Annotated in this window: 18 protein-coding genes; 13 read left to right on the top strand and 5 right to left on the bottom strand. The window is 32.4% G+C overall.

Annotated features, from left to right (window positions below):
* Positions 1-13: 13 nt before the first annotated feature.
* Together IUY40_RS08520 and IUY40_RS08525 are read right to left on the bottom strand one after the other, a co-directional pair.
* Positions 14-394 carry a hypothetical protein gene (locus IUY40_RS08520; RefSeq protein ID WP_195736444.1) on the bottom strand — a complete coding sequence of 127 codons (381 nt, stop codon included), beginning with the start codon at positions 392-394 and terminating at the stop codon, positions 14-16.
* 115 nt (positions 395-509) lie between these two features.
* Complete coding sequence (locus IUY40_RS08525) at positions 510-1,313, bottom strand: DNA alkylation repair protein (RefSeq protein WP_195736445.1); 804 nt, start codon at positions 1,311-1,313, stop codon at positions 510-512.
* A 160-nt stretch (positions 1,314-1,473) separates the two neighbouring features.
* Between IUY40_RS08525 and IUY40_RS08530 the strand changes: the two genes are divergently transcribed.
* Positions 1,474-1,812: a helix-turn-helix domain-containing protein gene (locus tag IUY40_RS08530; RefSeq protein ID WP_195736446.1), complete on the top strand. Its 339-nt coding sequence runs from the start codon at positions 1,474-1,476 to the stop codon at positions 1,810-1,812.
* Positions 1,813-1,826: 14 nt separating this feature from the next.
* On the opposite strand, the gene IUY40_RS08535 is transcribed toward IUY40_RS08530, so the two are convergent.
* Positions 1,827-2,339, bottom strand: coding sequence for a GNAT family N-acetyltransferase (locus IUY40_RS08535; RefSeq protein ID WP_195736447.1), 513 nt, complete (start codon positions 2,337-2,339; stop codon positions 1,827-1,829).
* Positions 2,340-2,798: 459 nt separating this feature from the next.
* Between IUY40_RS08535 and IUY40_RS08540 the strand changes: the two genes are divergently transcribed.
* From IUY40_RS08540 to IUY40_RS08565, 6 genes are all read left to right on the top strand, one after another.
* Entirely contained in the window at positions 2,799-3,902 is a 1,104-nt protein-coding gene (locus IUY40_RS08540) for a lipase family protein (RefSeq protein WP_195736448.1), read from the top strand.
* 728 nt (positions 3,903-4,630) lie between these two features.
* The gene (locus tag IUY40_RS08545) at positions 4,631-4,972 is read left to right on the top strand and encodes a TolC family protein (protein WP_347343916.1); all 342 of its coding nucleotides are present in this window, start codon (positions 4,631-4,633) and stop codon (positions 4,970-4,972) included.
* A 355-nt stretch (positions 4,973-5,327) separates the two neighbouring features.
* Positions 5,328-5,711, top strand: coding sequence for a hypothetical protein (locus IUY40_RS08550; protein ID WP_195736450.1), 384 nt, complete (start codon positions 5,328-5,330; stop codon positions 5,709-5,711).
* Between the two features lie 175 nt (positions 5,712-5,886).
* Positions 5,887-6,969, top strand: coding sequence for an efflux RND transporter periplasmic adaptor subunit (locus tag IUY40_RS08555; RefSeq protein WP_195736451.1), 1,083 nt, complete (start codon positions 5,887-5,889; stop codon positions 6,967-6,969).
* A 33-nt stretch (positions 6,970-7,002) separates the two neighbouring features.
* On the top strand, positions 7,003-10,170 hold the full coding sequence (locus tag IUY40_RS08560; protein WP_195736452.1) for an efflux RND transporter permease subunit: 3,168 nt from the start codon (positions 7,003-7,005) through the stop codon (positions 10,168-10,170).
* Complete coding sequence (locus tag IUY40_RS08565) at positions 10,163-11,596, top strand: TolC family protein (protein WP_195736453.1); 1,434 nt, start codon at positions 10,163-10,165, stop codon at positions 11,594-11,596. Before IUY40_RS08560 ends, IUY40_RS08565 begins: the two co-directional genes overlap by 8 nt.
* A gap of 84 nt (positions 11,597-11,680) precedes the next feature.
* Here the strand turns inward: IUY40_RS08565 and IUY40_RS08570 are convergent, their stop codons facing one another.
* Entirely contained in the window at positions 11,681-12,277 is a 597-nt protein-coding gene (locus IUY40_RS08570; RefSeq protein ID WP_195736454.1) for a methyltransferase domain-containing protein, read from the bottom strand.
* Positions 12,278-12,453: 176 nt separating this feature from the next.
* Here IUY40_RS08570 and IUY40_RS08575 point away from each other — a divergent pair, with 176 nt between their 5' ends.
* The 4 genes from IUY40_RS08575 (at position 12,454) to IUY40_RS08590 (ending at position 15,743) form a co-directional block, all read left to right on the top strand.
* Positions 12,454-13,326 carry a helix-turn-helix domain-containing protein gene (locus IUY40_RS08575; RefSeq protein ID WP_195736455.1) on the top strand — a complete coding sequence of 291 codons (873 nt, stop codon included), beginning with the start codon at positions 12,454-12,456 and terminating at the stop codon, positions 13,324-13,326.
* A 308-nt stretch (positions 13,327-13,634) separates the two neighbouring features.
* Positions 13,635-13,922, top strand: coding sequence for a cupin domain-containing protein (locus IUY40_RS08580; RefSeq protein ID WP_317190909.1), 288 nt, complete (start codon positions 13,635-13,637; stop codon positions 13,920-13,922).
* Between the two features lie 191 nt (positions 13,923-14,113).
* On the top strand, positions 14,114-14,521 hold the full coding sequence (locus tag IUY40_RS08585; protein ID WP_195736456.1) for a cupin domain-containing protein: 408 nt from the start codon (positions 14,114-14,116) through the stop codon (positions 14,519-14,521).
* Between the two features lie 166 nt (positions 14,522-14,687).
* Positions 14,688-15,743, top strand: coding sequence for an NAD(P)-dependent alcohol dehydrogenase (locus IUY40_RS08590; RefSeq protein ID WP_195736457.1), 1,056 nt, complete (start codon positions 14,688-14,690; stop codon positions 15,741-15,743).
* A 65-nt stretch (positions 15,744-15,808) separates the two neighbouring features.
* On the opposite strand, the gene IUY40_RS08595 is transcribed toward IUY40_RS08590, so the two are convergent.
* The gene (locus IUY40_RS08595) at positions 15,809-16,696 is read right to left on the bottom strand and encodes an S-adenosyl-l-methionine hydroxide adenosyltransferase family protein (RefSeq protein ID WP_195736458.1); all 888 of its coding nucleotides are present in this window, start codon (positions 16,694-16,696) and stop codon (positions 15,809-15,811) included.
* A gap of 199 nt (positions 16,697-16,895) precedes the next feature.
* Here IUY40_RS08595 and IUY40_RS08600 point away from each other — a divergent pair, with 199 nt between their 5' ends.
* Both IUY40_RS08600 and IUY40_RS08605 read left to right on the top strand, forming a co-directional pair.
* Complete coding sequence (locus tag IUY40_RS08600) at positions 16,896-19,550, top strand: TonB-dependent receptor (RefSeq protein ID WP_195736459.1); 2,655 nt, start codon at positions 16,896-16,898, stop codon at positions 19,548-19,550.
* Between the two features lie 277 nt (positions 19,551-19,827).
* On the top strand, positions 19,828-20,250 hold the full coding sequence (locus IUY40_RS08605) for an MgtC/SapB family protein (protein WP_195736460.1): 423 nt from the start codon (positions 19,828-19,830) through the stop codon (positions 20,248-20,250).
* Positions 20,251-20,549 lie beyond the last annotated feature (299 nt).

Here is a 20,549-nt window from a genome sequence, read left to right on the forward strand (position 1 = left end):
AAGGATATATAAATTATTTTCCTACACTGTCAATTGGTCTAAAGCGTAATGCACTCCAAGTTTCGTTTATAGAAATTGCACTAACCGTTTTTAATCCAAATTCTTCTCCAGTTACCCGAATTGTGTCCCTGTTTATATCAGTTTTAACCTTTGAAGTACCTTTTGGATAAGCAAACCATAACACGCTATCAGATTCAATATTTTCTATATCAGATATAAGAAAATTTAAAAACTCTTGGTTATTATTAATGAAAACTAACGTGTTTGCACTTTTTGTTTTTTTATCAAAAGTTATTTTAGTGCCGAGTTCTATAAACGCTTCTTTTATTCCTTTAGGTGCATTAAGAACAGTTCCGTTGTTCTTAAATTTTAATTTTTTGATAACGTCTAGCATTATTTAATAAATTACCGGATTTCTTTAATGCTAATATAAGTGTTTTTTTAGGTTCAAAGTGGTAAATTTTCAGTGCTAATAAGTAACTGATACTGAGGTTTTTTTCTGGTGTACTTTATTTTTCGATAGTTCGAAGCGCTTTTTTTATGATATAAGCCGTTGCTTTGGTAGGACTAATTTCTTTCCAATTTTTACAGATTTCAATAACAAATTCAGGATTTGTTTTGCTGGCATCATTTAGCCAGTTCCCAACGCTGTCTTGTACATATTTTGCACAATCAGATTTTAGAGATTCTAAAATGATTAAGCCTAATCTGGGATTTTGTTTTAATTCTTCTAGGTGTTCGCACCAAACTCCTCTAGGTCTGGTTGCTTCGCTTGCAAACCGCCTTATATTCTCATCAGAGTGTTTTGTCCATTCAGATAAAATGGTTAAGCTTTCGTTTAAGTTTTTAGCTATAAATGGTCTTACAGCTAGCCAGCAAATTTCTCTGACGCCAAAATGTTTATCGGCAGCAAAAAACTGAATTTGGTCTAACATTTCATTAATTGATAGCTCCGTATTTTTTCCAATTGTGTATGTTGCCCAACATCTAACTAAGTCTGATTTATGAGTTGAAAGTAATGCGAAAATTTCAGTATCATTTTCTTGTTTAGCTAATTTAAAAAGACTTGTTCCAATAGTTTCATTTATAGTATTGACAGTTTGTTTTTTTAGAGAGTCAATATTTGTAATAATTATATCTAAATAGCAAGAACGATCAGTTTGTAGAAGGAAGTTTTTAAGTAAAAGTTTTTGATCAATAGCCAACCATTCTACTAAATTGGCAGTTTCAATTTCTCCTTTATTTAGTTTTTCTAAAATAGCAACAGGGATATCTTTAGTTGAACGTGCCCCTTTGCGTTTTATTTCTACCATAATAATTTATAATTGTTAAAGAATTAGATATTGTTAAATTCCCTATTTGTTAGACTAAATTAGTTATCTATTAATTTATTAATTTTGCAAAGGTTCAAAACAGTATTTACATGTGCAATACCGCATATTATTAACGCATAGGGATAAAAAAGTCACTATTATGAAAACAAAGGAAAGAAGCTCAGAAAATAAAATTTGTCCATTAGAAGTAGCCGTTAATTCTATTAGTGGGAAATGGAAAGTTCCTATTGTTTGGCAAATAAATGAAGGTAAAAAACGACCTAGTGAATTTTTACGTGGAATTGCAAAAGTTGACAGAAGAGTTTTGAATCAACAGTTAAAAGAAATGGAACATGATGGTATTTTGACCAAAGTGTCTTTTAATGAGCTTCCGCCAAGGGTAGAGTATTCGCTCACAGAATTAGGCAAAAAACTAGTTACCATTTTATGGATGCTAAATGATTGGGGTAAATTAATGATTCCTGCTGAGGAGGATTAATATTTAGGATAGCATTATTCTTTAAATTGAGCTCTATTTGTTACAAAATAGGCTAATTCTTCCTCATTTATAGTTAAGTTGCTTAATCGTTTAAATCCTGCTTTTTGTAATACATTTTGAGAACCACTATTGTCAAGATCTGTTATAGCAACGACTTCGTTTTTATCTGTATTTGAAAAAGAATATTGAGTAAGCGCTTTACATACTTCTGTAGCAATACCTTTTCCCCAATATGGCTTGCTAAGTACATATCCAATTTCTATTTGATTAGTGTTATCTACAAAAACACGAGCGACACACATTCCTATAAAATTATTATTTGCAGCATCGAATATAGCCCATCGGCTTAGGTTTCCTTTTTTATAATTTTCAAGCAATTCGTTAAACATTTCAATATATCTTTCTAAAGAAACTTGAGGTAAATATTGAGTAACCTCAGAATCTTTAAATAAGTTTAAAAATGTTTGTTGCTCATCAACTAAGAATTCACGAATGATTATTCTTTGGCTTTGGTATAGGTTTGGCATGTTATTGATTTGTATTTATCAAAAGTAAAAAAATAAAATACATATATTCGCAATTAAGAAATTAGTTAAAGTAAAAATGGAAATAGAACAAATAATAAGGCTTATATTGCCTTTAATAAGTATTGTTATGGGATTAGCAGTAAGAAATTCTGATAATATAAATTATGCATCTATAAAAAAATATTGGTGGTTTTTTGTTGTGATAGGAATTCTTTTGTTCTCATACCGATTATACAAGTTTTTGAATTAGTTACTACTATTCAACTCATATAAAATATTGATATGAGTAAGGATTATGTCGCAGTACTTAAAAAAATGTTTGTATTTATTCTAAGATTAGTTTAGTAATTAATTAGTAGACAATCAGTGAAGATTATTTTAAAGTATATCTTAATATAAGGATTGATAATAGCGTTATTATAAGCGCCTTATTGTGAATAATAATTAATGTTTACCTCTATGCAAGTTTTAAAATCATTAGTAGTCGGAAGTTTTTTTCTGTTTTGTTTTTCGAATAGTATTGCCCAAGAACTAAAACCTGGATTTGATAAAGCAGAATATAGAGAGTTAATATATATTGCTACTCAATCGACAGAATCTCCTGAAAAGGCAAAATTAATTCCTCAGCCAGAGCACTCAAAATTAGTGTATAGAAGTAAGCCAATAGGATTGGATAATCTTTGGGAATTATGGCTAAAAGATGAAAACACAGCAGTATTATGTACAAGAGGAACTACTGAAAAAGGAGAAAGTTGGCTTGCCAATCTTTATTCAGCAATGACTCCTGCTAAAGGAGAATTAAAAATTTCGAATTCAGATACTTTTCAATACGAATTATCTACAAATAAAGATGCAGCAGTTCATACAGGTTATCTGTTAAGTACAGCCTTTATTTCTAAAGAAATGCTTCCAAAGATTGATTCCTGTTATAATTCGGGAATTAAAAATTTCATAATTATGGGGCATAGTCAAGGTGGAGGTATAAGCTATTTACTTACGGCTCATTTTTATAGTTTACAAAGCAAAGGTAAACTACCTGTCGATATTCGTTTTAAAACATATTGTAGTGCTGCGCCAAAACCAGGTAATTTATATTTTGCATATGATTATGAGCGTAAAACTCAAAATGGCTGGGCATTTAATGTAGTAAGCGCTGCAGATTGGGTACCTCAAACCCCTTTTTCTGTTGAAACGCCAGAAGATTTGCCAATAGTAAGTCCAATTCCATTAGTAGAAGAAACGATTAAAAATCAGCCTTTTTTTAAGAGAATGTTTTTAAATATGGTTTATGGAAAACTAACAAATCCATCACGTAAAACCGTTAAGACGTACCATAAATTATTAGGAAAAGAAATGGCGAAAAGAGTCAATAAATTCTTGCCTGAATTTGTACCACCTCCGTTGTATAACAGTAATAATTATGAGAGAACAGGAAATACTATTGTTCTATATCCCAATCCCAATGATGCAAATTATTATGAAAAATTTCCAAACAATACAAAGGACATAATGATGCATCATTCATTTCCTCCTTATTTATATCTTTTAAATCAATTAGAGTGATTTTTATGTGAGATGTGAATATGAGAAGTAAGAAGTGAAATAGAGGTTAATTACAAAGAATTAAGCAAAGATTTTAAACTTCTTTTAATTAGTTTATTGCGTGTATTAATAGCAAATGTTACTGTAAACTGAGACTGTAAACTGTCCTTCGACTCCGCTCAGGATAGCACAGCGACTGAAACTGAAACCTCAAATTTATTAGTAAAAAAATTAGTTGGAAATAATTTGATAAGCACACCTTCTGTCGCCTCCAATTATATGGCTAACACGGTTAATTATAACTTCTTTTCCTAATACAGATCTAAATGTATTTAATTCTGAAGCGCAAAAACCTTGGCATATTTTAGCAGCTGCACAAATAGGGCAGTGGTTTTCGACCAAAAGATAGCCCTCATCATTTTTCTAGTATTCGGACATACAACCTTCTCTGTTTCTTATTTCGACAAGTTTTTGTAATAAGGTTCTTTTTGAAAATTCTATTATTAATGGGGGAGCAGTTGTTCAGAGTGAAGCCAATTTTTATGAAGCTGAATTAGCTATTCCGGATATCGAACAAAAGATAACCGAAAACGAACATGCTTTATGCGTACTTCTGGCTATATCTCCAACTAAGATTGAACGTAGTTCCCTAGAACAACAAAAACTTGTTTATGATTTAAAAATTGGAGTTCCAATATAACTTCTTGCCAATAGACCAGATGTACAACAAGCCGATCTTCAATAAATGAATCAATAAGGCAAGATTAGCTACAGCATTGTCTTTGCAAAAAGAGGCGCTGTATAATTTTGAACTTTCGATGCTAAAGGCTAGTGAAGAAGTTTCGAATGCAATGTCTAAATATGAGAATGCCGTTTTAAAAGAAGAAAAGAGAAAGAAACAACTAGAAGCTTTATTTAAAGCAGTAGATTTTAATAAAGAATTATTAAATAATTCTACAAAAAATTATACCGATGTACTAACAGCGGAACAAAATTTGCTTAATGCGCAATTAAGAGGAATTGATGGTCAAAGTCAGAAACTGCATGCAGTTGTAAACTTATACCGTGCCCTTGGAGGTGGCTGGAATTAATTTAAAAAAAATTAAAGAAAAGTAATAAAGCCCAATTCTAATTTATAGAGTTGGGTTTTGGTTATAAATCAATTATGAACGTTGTTCTTAAAACAAAGATGCGAGCGAGGCTTCTCATTATATTTCTTGAATCGATAGAGTTAAACGCAATTTTTTTTGTAAAATATAATTCTTATTATATTAATAAAAAAGGATAAAAAGCATTCTTTTGATTCCTATTTATAAAAATTTTACATTTAGATTACATGATTAAATGATTGGTAATCAAAAGAAAACGTTTTCGATGGCATTTACTTGTTAAAGCCTAGTGAAATTTCTTTTTTTGTTTCAATACTTTGTTTACTTTTGACGCCAAATGAGAAAACTGATTGTGTTATTTGTTTATTTAGGATTGCTTCTGCTAGGCGGAGGACAATACCTTAATGCGGGTACACATCAAAATTCTAATTCTCATAGTTTAGAGAAAAAACACCGAGTAAAATTTACGAATCAAGATTCTGGTAACTCATTAATTGAGGATGCTTATTTAGATATCGACGAGGAGCATCTTGGTGGTGACATCAAAGATGGGATTTCGGATAAACTTTTTGCTGGAAATTATAGCTTATTAGATAATTGGTACCTGACAATCTCATGTCAATCACTTTTAAACCATTGTCATAAGAATTTCAAAATCTTCACGCCATTTTGTGGCCAAACTAATCCTATTTATATTACTCAACGAGTATTAAGAATCTGATAAACGAGATACATCGGTTACCTAAAGTGTAATGATGCATATCTTGTGGTTGTATATTAAACTTACATCTTCTCGTATGACTGTTCGTACATAACTATGGCTACTGATGTTTTTTTACATCTAAAGGAATCCTTGCATTCCAAGCATTCAATCGCTTAATTACCATTTTTATACCATGAAGAGAATAGTCGTTTTAACGGGCGTTATTGCCTTGTTGTACCTTACAAGTTGTACAACTAAAAAAGAAGAAAAAGAAGAAGCTGAAAAATTTACAGTGACCAACCCTGCAAAAATTGATACTTCATTTACCAAGGAGTATGTCTCGCAGATAAAATCGGTACGAAACATAGAAATTCGAGCACAAGAAAAAGGGTTCTTGCAAAACATTTATGTTGATGAAGGTCAATTTGTAAAAGCAGGACAGGTGTTGTTTAGAATTCAACCTAAAATGTACGAAGCAGAGTTGCTTAAAGCTCAAGCAGAGCAAAAATCTGCGGAAATAGAATTGCAAAACACAAAAACATTAGTTGAGAAAGACATTGTTTCAAAAAACGAACAAGCAGTCGCTTTGTCTAAACTTCAGGCTGCAAAAGCTGAAGTTGCATTGGCAAAACTTCATTTATCATTCACAGAAATTAGAGCTCCCTTTGATGGAACAATCGACCGTATCCCATTAAAACTAGGAAGTCTTATTGAGGAAGGAGAACTATTGACGAGCCTTTCAGATAACAGTCAGATGTTTGCCTATTTTAATGTGTCAGAACCAGAGTATTTACAATATCAAACTGATGTGAAAGATCGTGCAGAAACTAAAGTTAGTTTGCTTTTAGCCAATGGACAAGTTTTTAAGGAAAAGGGAAATGTAGAATTAATAGAAAGTGAATTTAATAACGAAACAGGAAATATCGCCTTTAGAGCAAGATTCCCTAACTCAGATAAATTGCTTAGAAATGGAGAAACAGGTCAGGTTCAAATGTTAGTGCCTCTTAAAAATGCTATTGTCATTCCGCAAAAAGCAACTTACGAAATTCAAGATAAAAAATATGTTTTCGTTATAGATAAAAATAATAAAGTGAGCTCAAAAGAGATCACTATTACAGGTGAAATTCCAGATTTATATGTGATTAGCAGTGGACTTACTGAAAATGATAAAATTTTATTAGAAGGAGTTCAGAAAGTAAAAGAGAATGACAAAATTAAATATGAATTCCAATCTCCTAAAGCAGTGTTGAATAATTTACGCTTAAAAGCAGAGTAGGTTTAATTGGCTTAATCATTAAAAAAATATAAAATGTTTAATAAATTTATTCAAAGACCTGTACTGTCGATAGTGATATCGCTGATAATTGTCTTTTTAGGAGTGTTGTCGGTACTAAATTTACCGATTACCCAGTTCCCTTCCATTTCTCCTCCGATGGTAAATGTTACAGCAGATTACCCTGGATCTAATGGAGAATTGATGATTAAATCTGTAGTTATTCCTTTAGAAAGAGCTTTAAACGGAGTTCCGGGAATGAAATATATGACCTCTGATGCTGGAAATGATGGAGAAGCGAGTATTCAAGTAGTATTTAACTTGGGTACCGATCCTAACCAAGCAGCAATTAACGTTCAGAACCGTGTAGCTTCGGTTACTAATAAGTTACCGCCATTAGTGGTAAGAGAAGGGGTAAAAATTACTCGTGAAGTTCCTAGTATGTTGATGTATGTGAATCTTTATAGTACGGATAAAAATACCGACATGAAGTTTCTGTACAATTATGCAGATATTAATGTGTTATCAGAACTTAAAAGAGTTAACGGTATTGGATCAGGAGATATTTTAGGAACACGTGAATATGCAATGCGTATTTGGCTTAAACCAGATCGTATGCTGGCTTATAAAATATCGGCTGATGAAGTAATGGAAGCTTTATCAAGTCAAAGTTTAGAGGCTTCACCTGGTAAAACAGGGGAAAGTTCTGGTAAACGTTCACAAGCATTTGAATATGTGTTGAAATATTCGGGACGTTTTACTACCAAAGAACAATATGAAAATATAGTAGTAAGATCTACTAGTGATGGAGAGCTTTTGCGTTTGAAAGATGTTGCTAAAGTGGAATTTGGTAGCTCAATGTATGATATTTATTCCAATTTAAATGGTAAGCCATCAGCAGCTATAGTACTGAAACAATCATTCGGAAGTAATGCAAATCAGGTTATTGCGGATGTAAAAGCTAAATTAGAAACTATTAAGAAAAAATTTCCAAAAGGAATGGACTATGAAATTTCATATGACGTTTCTAAATTCTTGGATGCATCTATCGAAAAAGTAATTCACACGCTGATTGAAGCTTTTATTTTGGTAGGATTGGTTGTGTTTCTTTTCTTAGGAGATTGGCGTTCTACGATTATCCCTGCAATTGCAGTACCAGTTTCTTTGATTGGAACTTTTATTTTCATGACATTCTTCGATATTTCATTGAACTTAATTACATTATTTGCTTTGGTTCTAGCTATCGGAGTCGTCGTCGATGATGCTATTGTGGTTATTGAAGCTGTCCACGCCAAGATGGAAGAAGAGCATCTTTCTCCACTTAAAGCAACTAAAAAAGCAATGCATGAAATTGCTGGTGCAATTATCGCTATTACATTTTTGATGGCTGCTGTATTTATTCCAGTTGCATTTATGTCAGGCCCTGTTGGAGTTTTTTACAGACAGTTTTCGATTACAATGGCAACGGCTATTATACTTTCAGGAATTGTTGCATTAACATTGACACCAGCACTTTGTGCGATGATGTTGAAAAATAATCATGGTAAACCTAAAAAGAAAACACCTGTAAATAAATTCATAGATGGTTTTAACAACAAGTTTAACTTAGCACAAGGCAAATACCAAAATGTATTGGAGAAAATTGTAAACAGAAGAGCTGTTACAATTATTGCACTTTTGGGTTTTTGTGCGGGAACATGGTTAATTAGCAGTACGGTTCCTTCAGGATTTATCCCAAATGAAGATCAAGGTATGTTTTATGCTATCATTCAAACACCTCCAGGTTCATCATTAGAAAGAACCAATAATATTGCTGAGAAATTGCAAAAAATAGCAGAAACAATAGATGGAGTAAAATCAGTTTCTTCATTAGCAGGTTATGAAATTTTGACAGAAGGTACAGGATCTAATGCAGGAACATGTTTGATTAACCTTAAAGACTGGAATGATAGAAAAGAATCTGTTCAAGAGGTTATGACAGAATTGGAAGAGAAATCGAAAGATATTCCGGGTGCTAATATTGAGTTTTTCCAACCACCAGCAGTACCAGGATATGGAGCAGCAGGAGGATTTGAACTTCGCTTGTTAGACAAAACAGGTTCTGGTGATTTCAAAAAAATGGAAGCTGTTAATAAAGAATTTGTAGAAGAATTGAATAAGCAACCTGAGTTATCTAACGTATTTAGCTTCTTTAGTGCTAGTTTTCCTCAGTACATGATGAAAGTTGACAATGATTTGGCACAACAAAAAGGAATTTCTATCGAAAATGCGATGAATACTTTGTCAACTCTTGTGGGAAGTAACTACGAAATTAGCTTTATTAAATACGGAATTAATTATAAAGTAATCGTTCAGGCAGCTCCTGAATATCGTGCACAGCCAGATGATATCTTAAAGCTCTATGTGAAAAATAATCATGACGAAATGGTTCCTTTTTCTGCTTTTATGAAATTAGAAAAAGTATATGGTCTTTCAGAAATCACAAGACATAATATGTATAATTCTACCGAAATTAGTGGTGGTGCAGCTCCGGGATATAGTAGTGGTACCGCTATTAAGGTGATTCAGGAAGTGGCAGCCAAAAAATTACCTAGAGGCTATGATATTGATTGGGCTGGTATTTCTGCCGATGAAGTTGCTCAAGGGAATCAAGCAATTTGGGTTTTCCTTATCTGTTTAGGTTTTGTGTATTTAGTACTAGCAGCACAATACGAAAGTTTCATTTTGCCATTATCAGTAATTCTTTCTTTACCAGCAGGTATTTTTGGTGCATTCCTTTTACTTAAGTTAACCGGATTAGAAAATAATATTTATGCTCAGGTGGCTATGGTAATGCTTATTGGTTTACTGGGTAAAAATGCGGTATTAATCGTAGAATTTGCCATACAAAGGCATGCTGCCGGTAAATCAGTTTTTGAAGCGGCTTTAGAAGGTTCAAAAGCGCGTTTTCGTCCAATCTTAATGACATCATTTGCATTTATAGCAGGACTACTACCGCTAGCATTTGCTTCAGGTCCAGGTAAAATTGGTAACAGAACCATTGGTACAGCAGCAGCAGGAGGAATGCTTATTGGAACTATTTGTGGGGTATTTATTATTCCAGGATTGTATTATATTTTCGCTAGAATCGCTGAAAAACACAAACTGGTTAAGCATGAAGAAGAAAATCCATTAACAGAAGAAATTGATAACAATCATGTATAAAATCAAATTATATAAATATAGTATTGTTTTGGGGCTATGTCTTGTTGTAGTAAGTTGTAAAACTCCGCAAACAGTAGCAGAAACCCCAAAGAATCCAATTCCAGAGTCTTTTGGAAGTAGTAAGGATACGGCAAATATGTCGGATATCAAGTGGAGTAATTATTTTAAAGATAAGAATCTTGTTGCTTTAATTGATACTGCATTAAAAAATAATCAGGAATTAAATATTACTTTACAGGAAATCGCAATTGCGAAAAATGATATTCGTGTTAGAAAAGGTGCGTTATTACCTACAGTAGGTGTACGTGCTGGAGCAGGAGTAGAAAAAGTAGGACGCTATACAAGCCAAGGTGCTGGTGATGCAAGTACAGAGATTAAACCTGGCAAAGAAATGCCTGATCCATTAGGTGATTTTACCGTAGCTGCTTATGCAAATTGGGAAGTAGATATTTGGAAAAAGCTTCGCAATTCAAAAAAGGCAGCAGTAACTAGATATTTAGCTACTGTAGAAGGGAAGAACTTTGTAATCACGAATTTAATTGCAGAGGTTGCTGATTCTTATTATGAATTATTGGCTCTAGATAGTCAGTTGGATATTGTAAAACAGACGATTAAGTTGCAAACAAATGCTTTAGAGATTGTAAAAGTTCAGAAGCAAGCGGCAAGAGCAACAGAATTAGGTGTTCAGAAATTTCAGGCTGAAGTTTTGACGTCAAAAAGTATGGAGTTTGAGATTCTTCAAAAAATAAAAGAAGCGGAGAATAAAATCAACTTTTTATTAGCTCGCTATCCGCAGGAAATCAAAAGAGATAATACAGATTTCTTGACTTTGTTGCCAGCATCTGTTAATTCTGGAATTCCATCACAATTACTAACCAATCGTCCTGATGTTAAACAGGCGGAGTTAGAATTAGTAGCTGCAAAACTAGATGTAAAAGTGGCTCGTGCTGAATTCTATCCTTCGCTGGATATTTCAGCTGCGATAGGTGTACAGGCATTTAAACCAACTTACCTGTTTACAATGCCAGAGTCATTGCTTTATTCATTTGCAGGAGATTTGGCAGCGCCATTAATTAATCGTAATGCGATTAAAGCGGAATTTGCAAGTGCAAATGCAAGACAGCTTCAAGCATTATATAATTACGATCGTACGGTTTTAAATGCTTATTTAGAAGTATCTAATCAGTTATCTAAAATTGATAACCTACAAAAAGGATATGATCTTAAATCGCAACAAGTAGCCGCTTTAAATAGATCAATTGCTATTTCTAATGATTTATTTAAGTCTGCTAGAATTGATTATTTCGAAGTGCTAATGACACAACGTGATGCATTAGAAGCCAAGTTGGAACTAATAGACACAAAGAAAGAACAATTGAATGCTGCAGTTTATGTTTATAAGGACTTAGGCGGTGGTTGGAAATAGAATTCCATTCTGAATTATAAGTGTAAAACCTCTTGAAACTTAACTTTCAAGAGGTTTTTTATTAAGTTTATTATCAAAAAAAAATCATACCTTTTTTTTCCAAAAATTCAATATTCCATTGCAAGCAGATTCTTCTAAATCAAAACTTTCAGGTATTTCTTCCCACGTACTCCAATAGGTAACAAGTCTTGTCCCTTTAGGGGTTTTAGACAATTGTTCTCTTACATAATTTGAGTAAGAATGAAATAACTCTTTTTCAGGAAGTATTATCTTATCAATTGGACAGGTAATATCTATGTTTTCATAAAAGGAGTTATAAAAATAGAAGGCATCATAATCTGAAAAGGAAATCTGATTGATATTCGAATGAATGAATTCAACATTTTTCACATTATGCTTTTCAGCTATTTTTTTAGATACTTTTATAAGTGATTCCCTTTGTTCTACTCCATAGAACATTCCTCTTGTAGAAGCTGCACCTACCAAACAAAATTTTCCAACTCCTGCACCTATATCCAATACTTTTTTATTGGGTCTGTCTACCAGATAATCGGCAGCAGCTTTGGCTATTTCTACAGGAGTCCAATGACGTTCAGAAAGTCTTTTTATACGGGTTGAGTATAGTTCATTAAATGTACTATCTTCAATATCAATATTTAATCGTAGTTGTTTAAAAATCATTTAATTAGCTGTATATTCTCGATTCAATAAAAAAAGTATAGTTTTTGTATTTACTATATTCCTTAAGAATCGGTGATTATAAGATAGATATTACTTGGGGTAAAAGGGATTTCGACCAAGATAGTATTAGTTTATGTAATTTCATAATTTATGTTTGATTTTCTTAACTTTGCTACATGAATGATCATATTGTTTCTCAGGCTTCAGATTTTAATACCAGCGACTTAAAACTAAAAGGTTTTAAAGTATATGAGGTTAATAGTGGTGTTAATGCTATTCCTACTTATAATCGCAGAGATTTTTATAAAATTTGTATTAATACCAGCAAAAGTCTTATTCACTATGCTGATAGAGGTATTGAAACTGATGGCACAATATTGTTTTTTGGAAATCCACATATTCCATATTCTTGGGAAATTATTTCTCCAATTTATAAGGGCTATGCCTGTGTTTTTACCGAAGAGTTTTTAAAGATTAATTACCGTTCTAATAGCCTTAATGAATCACCTTTGTTTAAAATAGGCGGAACCCCTATATTCTCGTTAACTGCTGCTCAAGAGGAATTTATAAATTCAATGTTTATAAAAATGATAGCTGAACAGGATACTGATTACATTTTTAAAGATGATCTAATTCGGAATTATATTAACCTGATTATTCATGAATCATTAAAAATGCAACCTTCAGAAAATTTCTTTAAACATAAGAATGCTTCTTCTCGAATTACTACACTTTTTATGGAGCTCTTAGAAAGACAGTTTCCAATTGAGACCAAAGATCAGCCACTTAAATTAAAAACACCACAAGATTATGCTCAAAATCTTGCGGTGCATGTAAATCATCTTAATCGTTCGGTAAAAGAAATAACAGGTAAATCTACTACAGCTCATATTAGTGAAAGAATTATTAGCGAAGCAAAAGCGCTTTTGCAACATACCGATTGGAGTATTGCTGATGTGGGATTTTCGCTAGGATTTGAATATCCGAGCTATTTTAATAATTATTTTAAAAGACTAACCGGAACTGTACCTAAAGCCTTAAGGGGGTAAATTGTTTCATATTCTTAATTTTTTGTTTGATAATTGTTATCTAAGAACGTTTTTGCTTAAGTAAATTTACACAGAAATAATTAGTATTAATCCATATCAGATTATTAGCTAAATAGTAAGGTTTTTATATTGACCACTTCTTTAATTTAGTTTGTACTGATGTATAAAACAGAGCAATTATTAAAACAGCACAAAATGAATTAAACAATACTATTTTTCCAAAAGGAGATTTAGCTTCTGCAGATTATTTTACAGGGAATGCATGGGTAAAACTGCTTGTTCCAGACGACAGAATCTTAAATACAGTTATAGGAAATGTAGTTTTTGAGCCAGGTTCAAGAAACAATTGGCATACTCATCCTGGAGGCCAGATACTTATTGTTACTCATGGAGTAGGATATTACCAAGAAGAAGGAAAACCTATTCAATTACTTAATATTGGTGATGTTGTTTCTATTTTACCCGATGTTAAACACTGGCATGGTGCATCTCCTGATAGTGAATTCACTCATATAGCAATAAGTACTAATACTCAAAAAGGTATTGTCGATTGGCTAGAAAGAGTTACAGATGAGCAATACAATAGCTTTAAATAATCTTAAAGGATATAGGTGTTGTTGTTATCCAACATTAATTTAAAAACAAATCTAAAAAAAGTAATCTTTATTTTTTTATCTCACGCTTCTATTGATAAAATATTTTTTGTAAATTACTAGTTTTAAGCTTGTTATGCTCTTGTTGCGGATTCATTAAATAATTTAAATCAAATTATAATAAATAACGATTTATGTCGACACATTATACAACCATTATAGAAGAAGGAATAGTTCCTAATAAATATACTACTGGAGAAGTTTCTTTTAAAAAGCGAACCAGTGACATTCAGCCACGTAATACTACCATAAAAGAGGTTGCTTTTGAACCTGGATCGAGAAATAATTGGCATACCAATACGGGTTTGCAATTACTTGTTGCAACAGAAGGGATTGGTTATTTTCAGGAAAGAGGTACTCCAATACGGTTGGTTCATAAAGGTGAAGTGCTTACCATATTACCTGATGTTGAGCATTGGTATGGAGCAACACCTACTAGCCGATTCTCACATATAGCAATTATTACTGAGATTGATAGAGGTATCGGAATCTGGATGGAACAGGTGACAGATGAGGAATACAATAGTTTTACGGCATTGTAAAGAGTGGTAAAGATTTAAAAAGAGTAGGGAAGTAGTATTTTATAAATTTTGATTTTTTTCACGCAGATCTGGCAGATTTCGGAGATTCATTTATTGAGAGTAAATACTATAGTTTGTTTTTAAACCTGAAACAAAGAAAACTTGAAACAAATAAATTAATAAATAGATGGAAACAAAGAACATTAAAGCCTTTGGTACAGTAGCTGCCGATGCGCCATTAAAAACATTAGATATTAAACGAAGAATTGTTACAGCACATGATGTCGAGATTGAAATTTTGTATTGTGGTATCTGTCATTCTGATTTGCATTCGGCTAGGAATGAATGGCATGGTACAACTTACCCAATAGTTCCTGGACATGAAATTGTGGGTAGAGTAACCAAAGTGGGAGATCATGTTAAGAAATTTAAAGTAGGCGATTTAGCCGGTGTAGGTTGTATGGTCGATTCTTGTAGAGAATGTGATCATTGTAAAGAAGATTTAGAGCAATTTTGCGATTCAGGAAGTACACTTACATTTGATTCTCCAGACAAACACCTTGGTGGACAAACTTTTGGTGGATACTCTGAGAGCGTTGTTGTTGATGAGAATTTTGTACTTCACATATCTGATAAATTAGATTTAGCAGGTGTTGCTCCTTTGCTTTGCGCTGGAATTACAACTTATTCTCCTTTAAAACACTGGAAAGTAGGACCGGGTCAAAAAGTTGGTATTGTAGGTATTGGTGGATTGGGACATATGGGAATTAAAATTGCAAAAGCAATGGGGGCTCATGTAGTAGTTTTTACAACTTCATTATCAAAAACAGAAGATGCTAAGCGCTTGGGAGCAGATGAAGTAGTATTGTCAAGCGATCCTGAAGAAATGAAGAAACATGCTAGAAGCCTTCATTTTATTTTAGATTGTGTATCGGCTCAACATGATATTGATGCTTATCTAAATTTACTTAGAGTAGATGGAACGCTTACATTGGTAGGTGCTCCTATGGATCCACTTCCTGTAACATCATTTAGCCTTATACTTGGCCGAAGAAGTTTCTCAGGTTCACTTATTGGTGGTATTGCAGAAACTCAGGAAATGCTTGACTTTTGCGCTAAGCATAACATTATTGCCGATATCGAATTGATTGGTGTAAACGATGTAAACAATGCTTACGAAAGATTATTAAAAGGAGATATAAAATATCGTTTTGTAATAGATATGGCTTCTCTTAAAAATTAGATTTTTAGAAACAAAAAAGGTGTTTATTATTACAATAAACACCTTTTTTATATTATATAATGAAATTATTTGCTGATTAGAATACTCCAGTCGGCTCCACTATAAATTTTATGTTTGTTAGAGAAACTACCTTGGTTTACAGCCAATGAAAAATTCAAAAGGCTATTAAAGTAAACGACATCAGTTCCAATTTCAACTTCACCAAAAGTATGTACTAATTTTAGTTTTCCGTCATATACTTTTTTAGTTCCATTAAAAATCTGAATCTTAACCAAATCTCCCGCTTTTACATCTAAGTTGGCAAATGTTTTTTTGTCGATATTCGTCCAAATATTTCCATATTGAATATCTAAAATCGGAATTCCGCCTTTGATGATTCCTTTTTCGAAAACTGGTTTTTGATACTCAATCTTTACCACTTCATTAGGTAATTTTGGTCCAACCTGATCAAATGTAATTGTTTTAGATGCTAAACGTGCACCTGTATAGGCATACACATCACGACCATGAAAAGTATATGATTCATTTGAGTTCTGACGACGGTTTTTCACTTCGTCGATTTCACGAATTTCTTCAATGCCTAATTGTTCAGCAACTAAAGTTAAAGTTCCATTATCAGGAGTTACAAAATAATGACCTGATTTAGTCAATAAAACAACCGAGTGTCTAGCTGTTCCAACTCCAGGATCACAAACGGAAACAAATACTGTTCCTGTTGGGTAATATTGAGCTGTTTGTGATAAACGATACGCTGCTTCCCAAATGTTAAATGCTGGAATTTCATGTGTAACATCAAATATTTTCAAATCGGTAGAAACACCTATTGCAACACCTTTCATAGCAGATACAGCTCCATCTTTCAAACCAAAATCAGATTGAAAAACTAAAACATTATTTTGAGAAAATCCATTAAAAGTAACAGCACACAAAAAAAGTAATAATCGTAATTTCATTTTTTTATTTTTAAAAATTTCTACAAATATATTTTATTAAAATTAGATTTTATCTTTTTAACTATATAAACTCTACTTAATAAGTGAAGTTTAATTTTTAAAAATTACATTTGCACTTTGTTAATCTTAACAGAATATTTAACAATCCCTTTTCATTTATTTAAATGAATTATTTACAAAGTATTAAAAATAACCAGCAATGAAAAAAAAATTAAAAATCCTAATTACTGCAATTCTCTCTTTATCGAGTACTTTATTTTTTGCACAAAGTCAAGATATAAAAGGAACTATTACTAATGAAAATGGAAATCCTTTAGAATTTGCTACTATTCTTATTAAAGGAACTCATGTAAGCGCTACAAGTGATGCTTTAGGGGATTTCACTATAGTGTCAGCAGCAGTTAACCCGACTTTTGTAGTTTCATTATTTGGTTATCAAACCAAACAGGTTGTTGTAAAAGGGCACATTATCGATGTTCAGCTAATTTTAGAGAATAATAGCCTAGACGAAATTGTTATAGTAGGAAGTAGGAATCCGAAGAAAAGTAAACTTGAAACTACAGTTCCTGTTGATGTTGTTAATTTAGCTAAAATTAGAAATACAACTCCACAAACAACTACAAATGATATTTTAACGTACTTAATTCCTTCTTTTAATTCAAGCCGTCAATCATCATCAGATGGTACAGAGCATATAGATCCTGCTTCCTTAAGAGGTTTGGGACCAGATCAGGTTCTGGTTTTAATTAATGGAAAAAGAAGACATACAACATCATTAGTAAATTATCAAAATACAGTTGGAAACGGATCTGTAGGAACAGATTTGAGTGCTATTCCAGCTTCGGCAATTAAGCGTATTGAAGTTTTACGAGATGGTGCAGCGGCGCAATATGGATCAGACGCTATTGCGGGAGTTATCAATTTAGTTTTAAAAGATAATGCAGGTTTAGATGCCAATGTAACTTACGGGGGAACATCTAGAAATGATGGACAAACAACAAATTTGAACCTGAATTACGGTGCAAAAATTGGAAACAAAGGCGGTTTTATTAATTTAACTGCAGAGTTTAATAACCGTCAAAAAACGAATCGCTCACAAAATAACAACTTGATTATTTTTGATCAATCGGCTTACGATAATTATTTTGCTTATGATTTTGCTGCCGATCCGGCACAGGCGCGTCAGATAGATGATAATTTATTAGCACAAAACGGATTAAAACGTGATGATTTTAATTTCCAGATAGGTGATGCAAAAATAAAAAATATCCAAGGATTTTTTAATGCATCGATCCCATTAAACGATCAAATAGAGTTTTATGCATCAGGTGGAGTAAGCCACAGAAATGGTACAGGTTATGGATTTAGACGTTTGCCAAGTGAAACTGAGAATGTAGTATTCTCTATTTTCCCATTCGGATTCCAGCCTGAATTAAATTCAGTTGTAACCGATCTTTCTTCTTCAGTAGGATTTAAATTTAAATTTGGTGAATGGAAATTAGATGTAAGTAATACTATTGGAGAGAATAAATTTGTTTATGACATTTCTAATACCAATAACGTTTCACTAGGTGCTACTAGTCCAACAGATTTTAAAGCAGGAAATCACTCTTTTTTACAAAATACAGTAAATGCAGATGTGACAAGATTGTATAAAGACATTTTTAATGGTTTGAATGTAGCTTTTGGTGGAGAGTATCGTTTTGAAAAGTATAAAATTGTTGCAGGTGAAGAAGCTTCTTATATTGATGGAGGATCACAATCATTCCCTGGGTTTTCTCCTTTGAATGCTGTAAACGAAAACAGAAACAGCGTAGGCGTTTATGCCGATGTAGAAGCAGATGTTACCGAAAAATTATTAATAGGAGTTGCTGGTCGTTATGAAGATTTTTCAGATTTTGGTAATACTTTAAACGGAAAATTATCAGCCCGATATAAAATTCTAGATAACCTTTTTGTGCGTGGAGCAATAAGTACTGGATTTAGAGCACCATCATTACACCAACAATACTTTAACAACATAGCAACTGATGCTGTTGATGGAAAAATTTTAAATTCAGGTATTTTTAGAAATGATAGCGATGTAGCAAAGCAACTAGGAATCCCGAAATTAAAAGAAGAAACTTCTAGAAATTACAGTTTTGGAGTTGTCTTTTCTCCAATAAAGAAGTTAAATATTACAGCCGATTATTATCATATCAGAATCGATAACAGAATTATCTTAACTGGAAATTTAGGTAATGATGCCTACGGAGAACCAGTTCCGGAACTTCGTGATTTGTTTGCTGTTTATGGAGCTCAAACAGGGCGTTTCTTTACAAATGCAATCAATACAACCACAAATGGACTTGATTTAGTTATTGATTATGATATGAATGTTGGTGAAGGAAAAATGAATCTTTCGTTATTGTATAACTATAATGATAATAAAGTTGACAAGCATTTAAACAATGTTCCAGCTTTATTTGAAGGACAGGAAGATGTTTATTACGGCCCACAAGAAAGAAGTTTGATTGAAACCAATACGCCTAAACACAAAGGAACGTTTGCAATAAATTATAGTTTAAGTAAATGGAATTTTTTATTGAGAAACACTTATTTTGGAGAAGTAATTCGTGATGGATTTCCATTTGGTGGAATTCAAAAACATAACGGAAAAGTGGTTACCGATTTAACCGTAGCTTATAAATTAACTCCAAAAATTCAGATTGCTTTAGGAGCTAATAACCTATTTGATGTTTTCCCAGACAGACAAATTTATGAGAACAGTTACTATGGAGTGTTTAAATATGCACCTGTTCAAATGGGAACAACCGGAGCATACTATTTTGGAAGAATGAGTTTTAGTTTGTAGAAATGAACGGTGAGATGTAAAAAACTATAAACTGAATATTTAATAAAAGGACCGCTTATATTAGGCGGTTTCTTTTTATTATAACAACTCTTCTATTCTAGTATAATACAATCAAAACTTAGGATATTCAAAATTTATTTGATGCTCATAAAAAATTCTAGAATCCTTTTTCTAATACTAGTTTAATTAGTTAAATTTATAGTAGTTAAATACTATTACATCAAGTTATAATTTAGGCTAACAAAACAAGAAATTTTAATCATAAAAAGTAATTATTTTGGATACAACAGAATTTTTAATACGACTGATGGTAGCAACATTTGCGGGATTAATTATTGGTTTTGAAAGACAGTGGCATCATAAAGAAACAGGTTTAAAAACCAATATGCTAGTAGCAACAGGGGCAGCTGCCTTTGTTTTATTATCTATAAAAGTAGCGACAACTACACCAAATATTGATGTAACCCGTATTACTGCTCAAGTAGTTATGGGGGTAGGTTTTCTTGGGGCAGGTGTGATCTTTAGAGAAGGACCTAATGTACACGGTTTAAATTCGGCAGCCACAATATGGTGTAGCGCGGCAATAGGATGTATTGCAGCATCAGGTTATTTTATAGAAGCTTTTATCTGTACGTTTTTGGTAATTATAGTAAATACGGCTATTGAACCTGTAGATAAGTGGTTGCGAAATAGGAAGTAATATGGATGACCAAGGGACGATAACAAAAATGTAGTTTAATTTGAAACTTTGAACTAAATTTTTGGATGCAGATTTGGCAGATTTAGGATATTTTTATTGAGGAGTTAATTTTCTATTTGTTACTAAAATGGTATTTGTTTTGATTGTTTTTGTGTTCAACTAAGTGTATTATTTAGTTTTGATATGATAATTTAATCATAAAGTATTTAAATAAATAATGCGAATAAAGTGAGAACAATTAAATTTAATATGTCGGAATGTGGTATTGATTTGCTTTTTAATGTCTTGACATAGACTGT

The organism is Flavobacterium sp. ALJ2 (genome assembly GCF_015594725.1).
Classification (GTDB): Bacteria; Bacteroidota; Bacteroidia; order Flavobacteriales; family Flavobacteriaceae; genus Flavobacterium.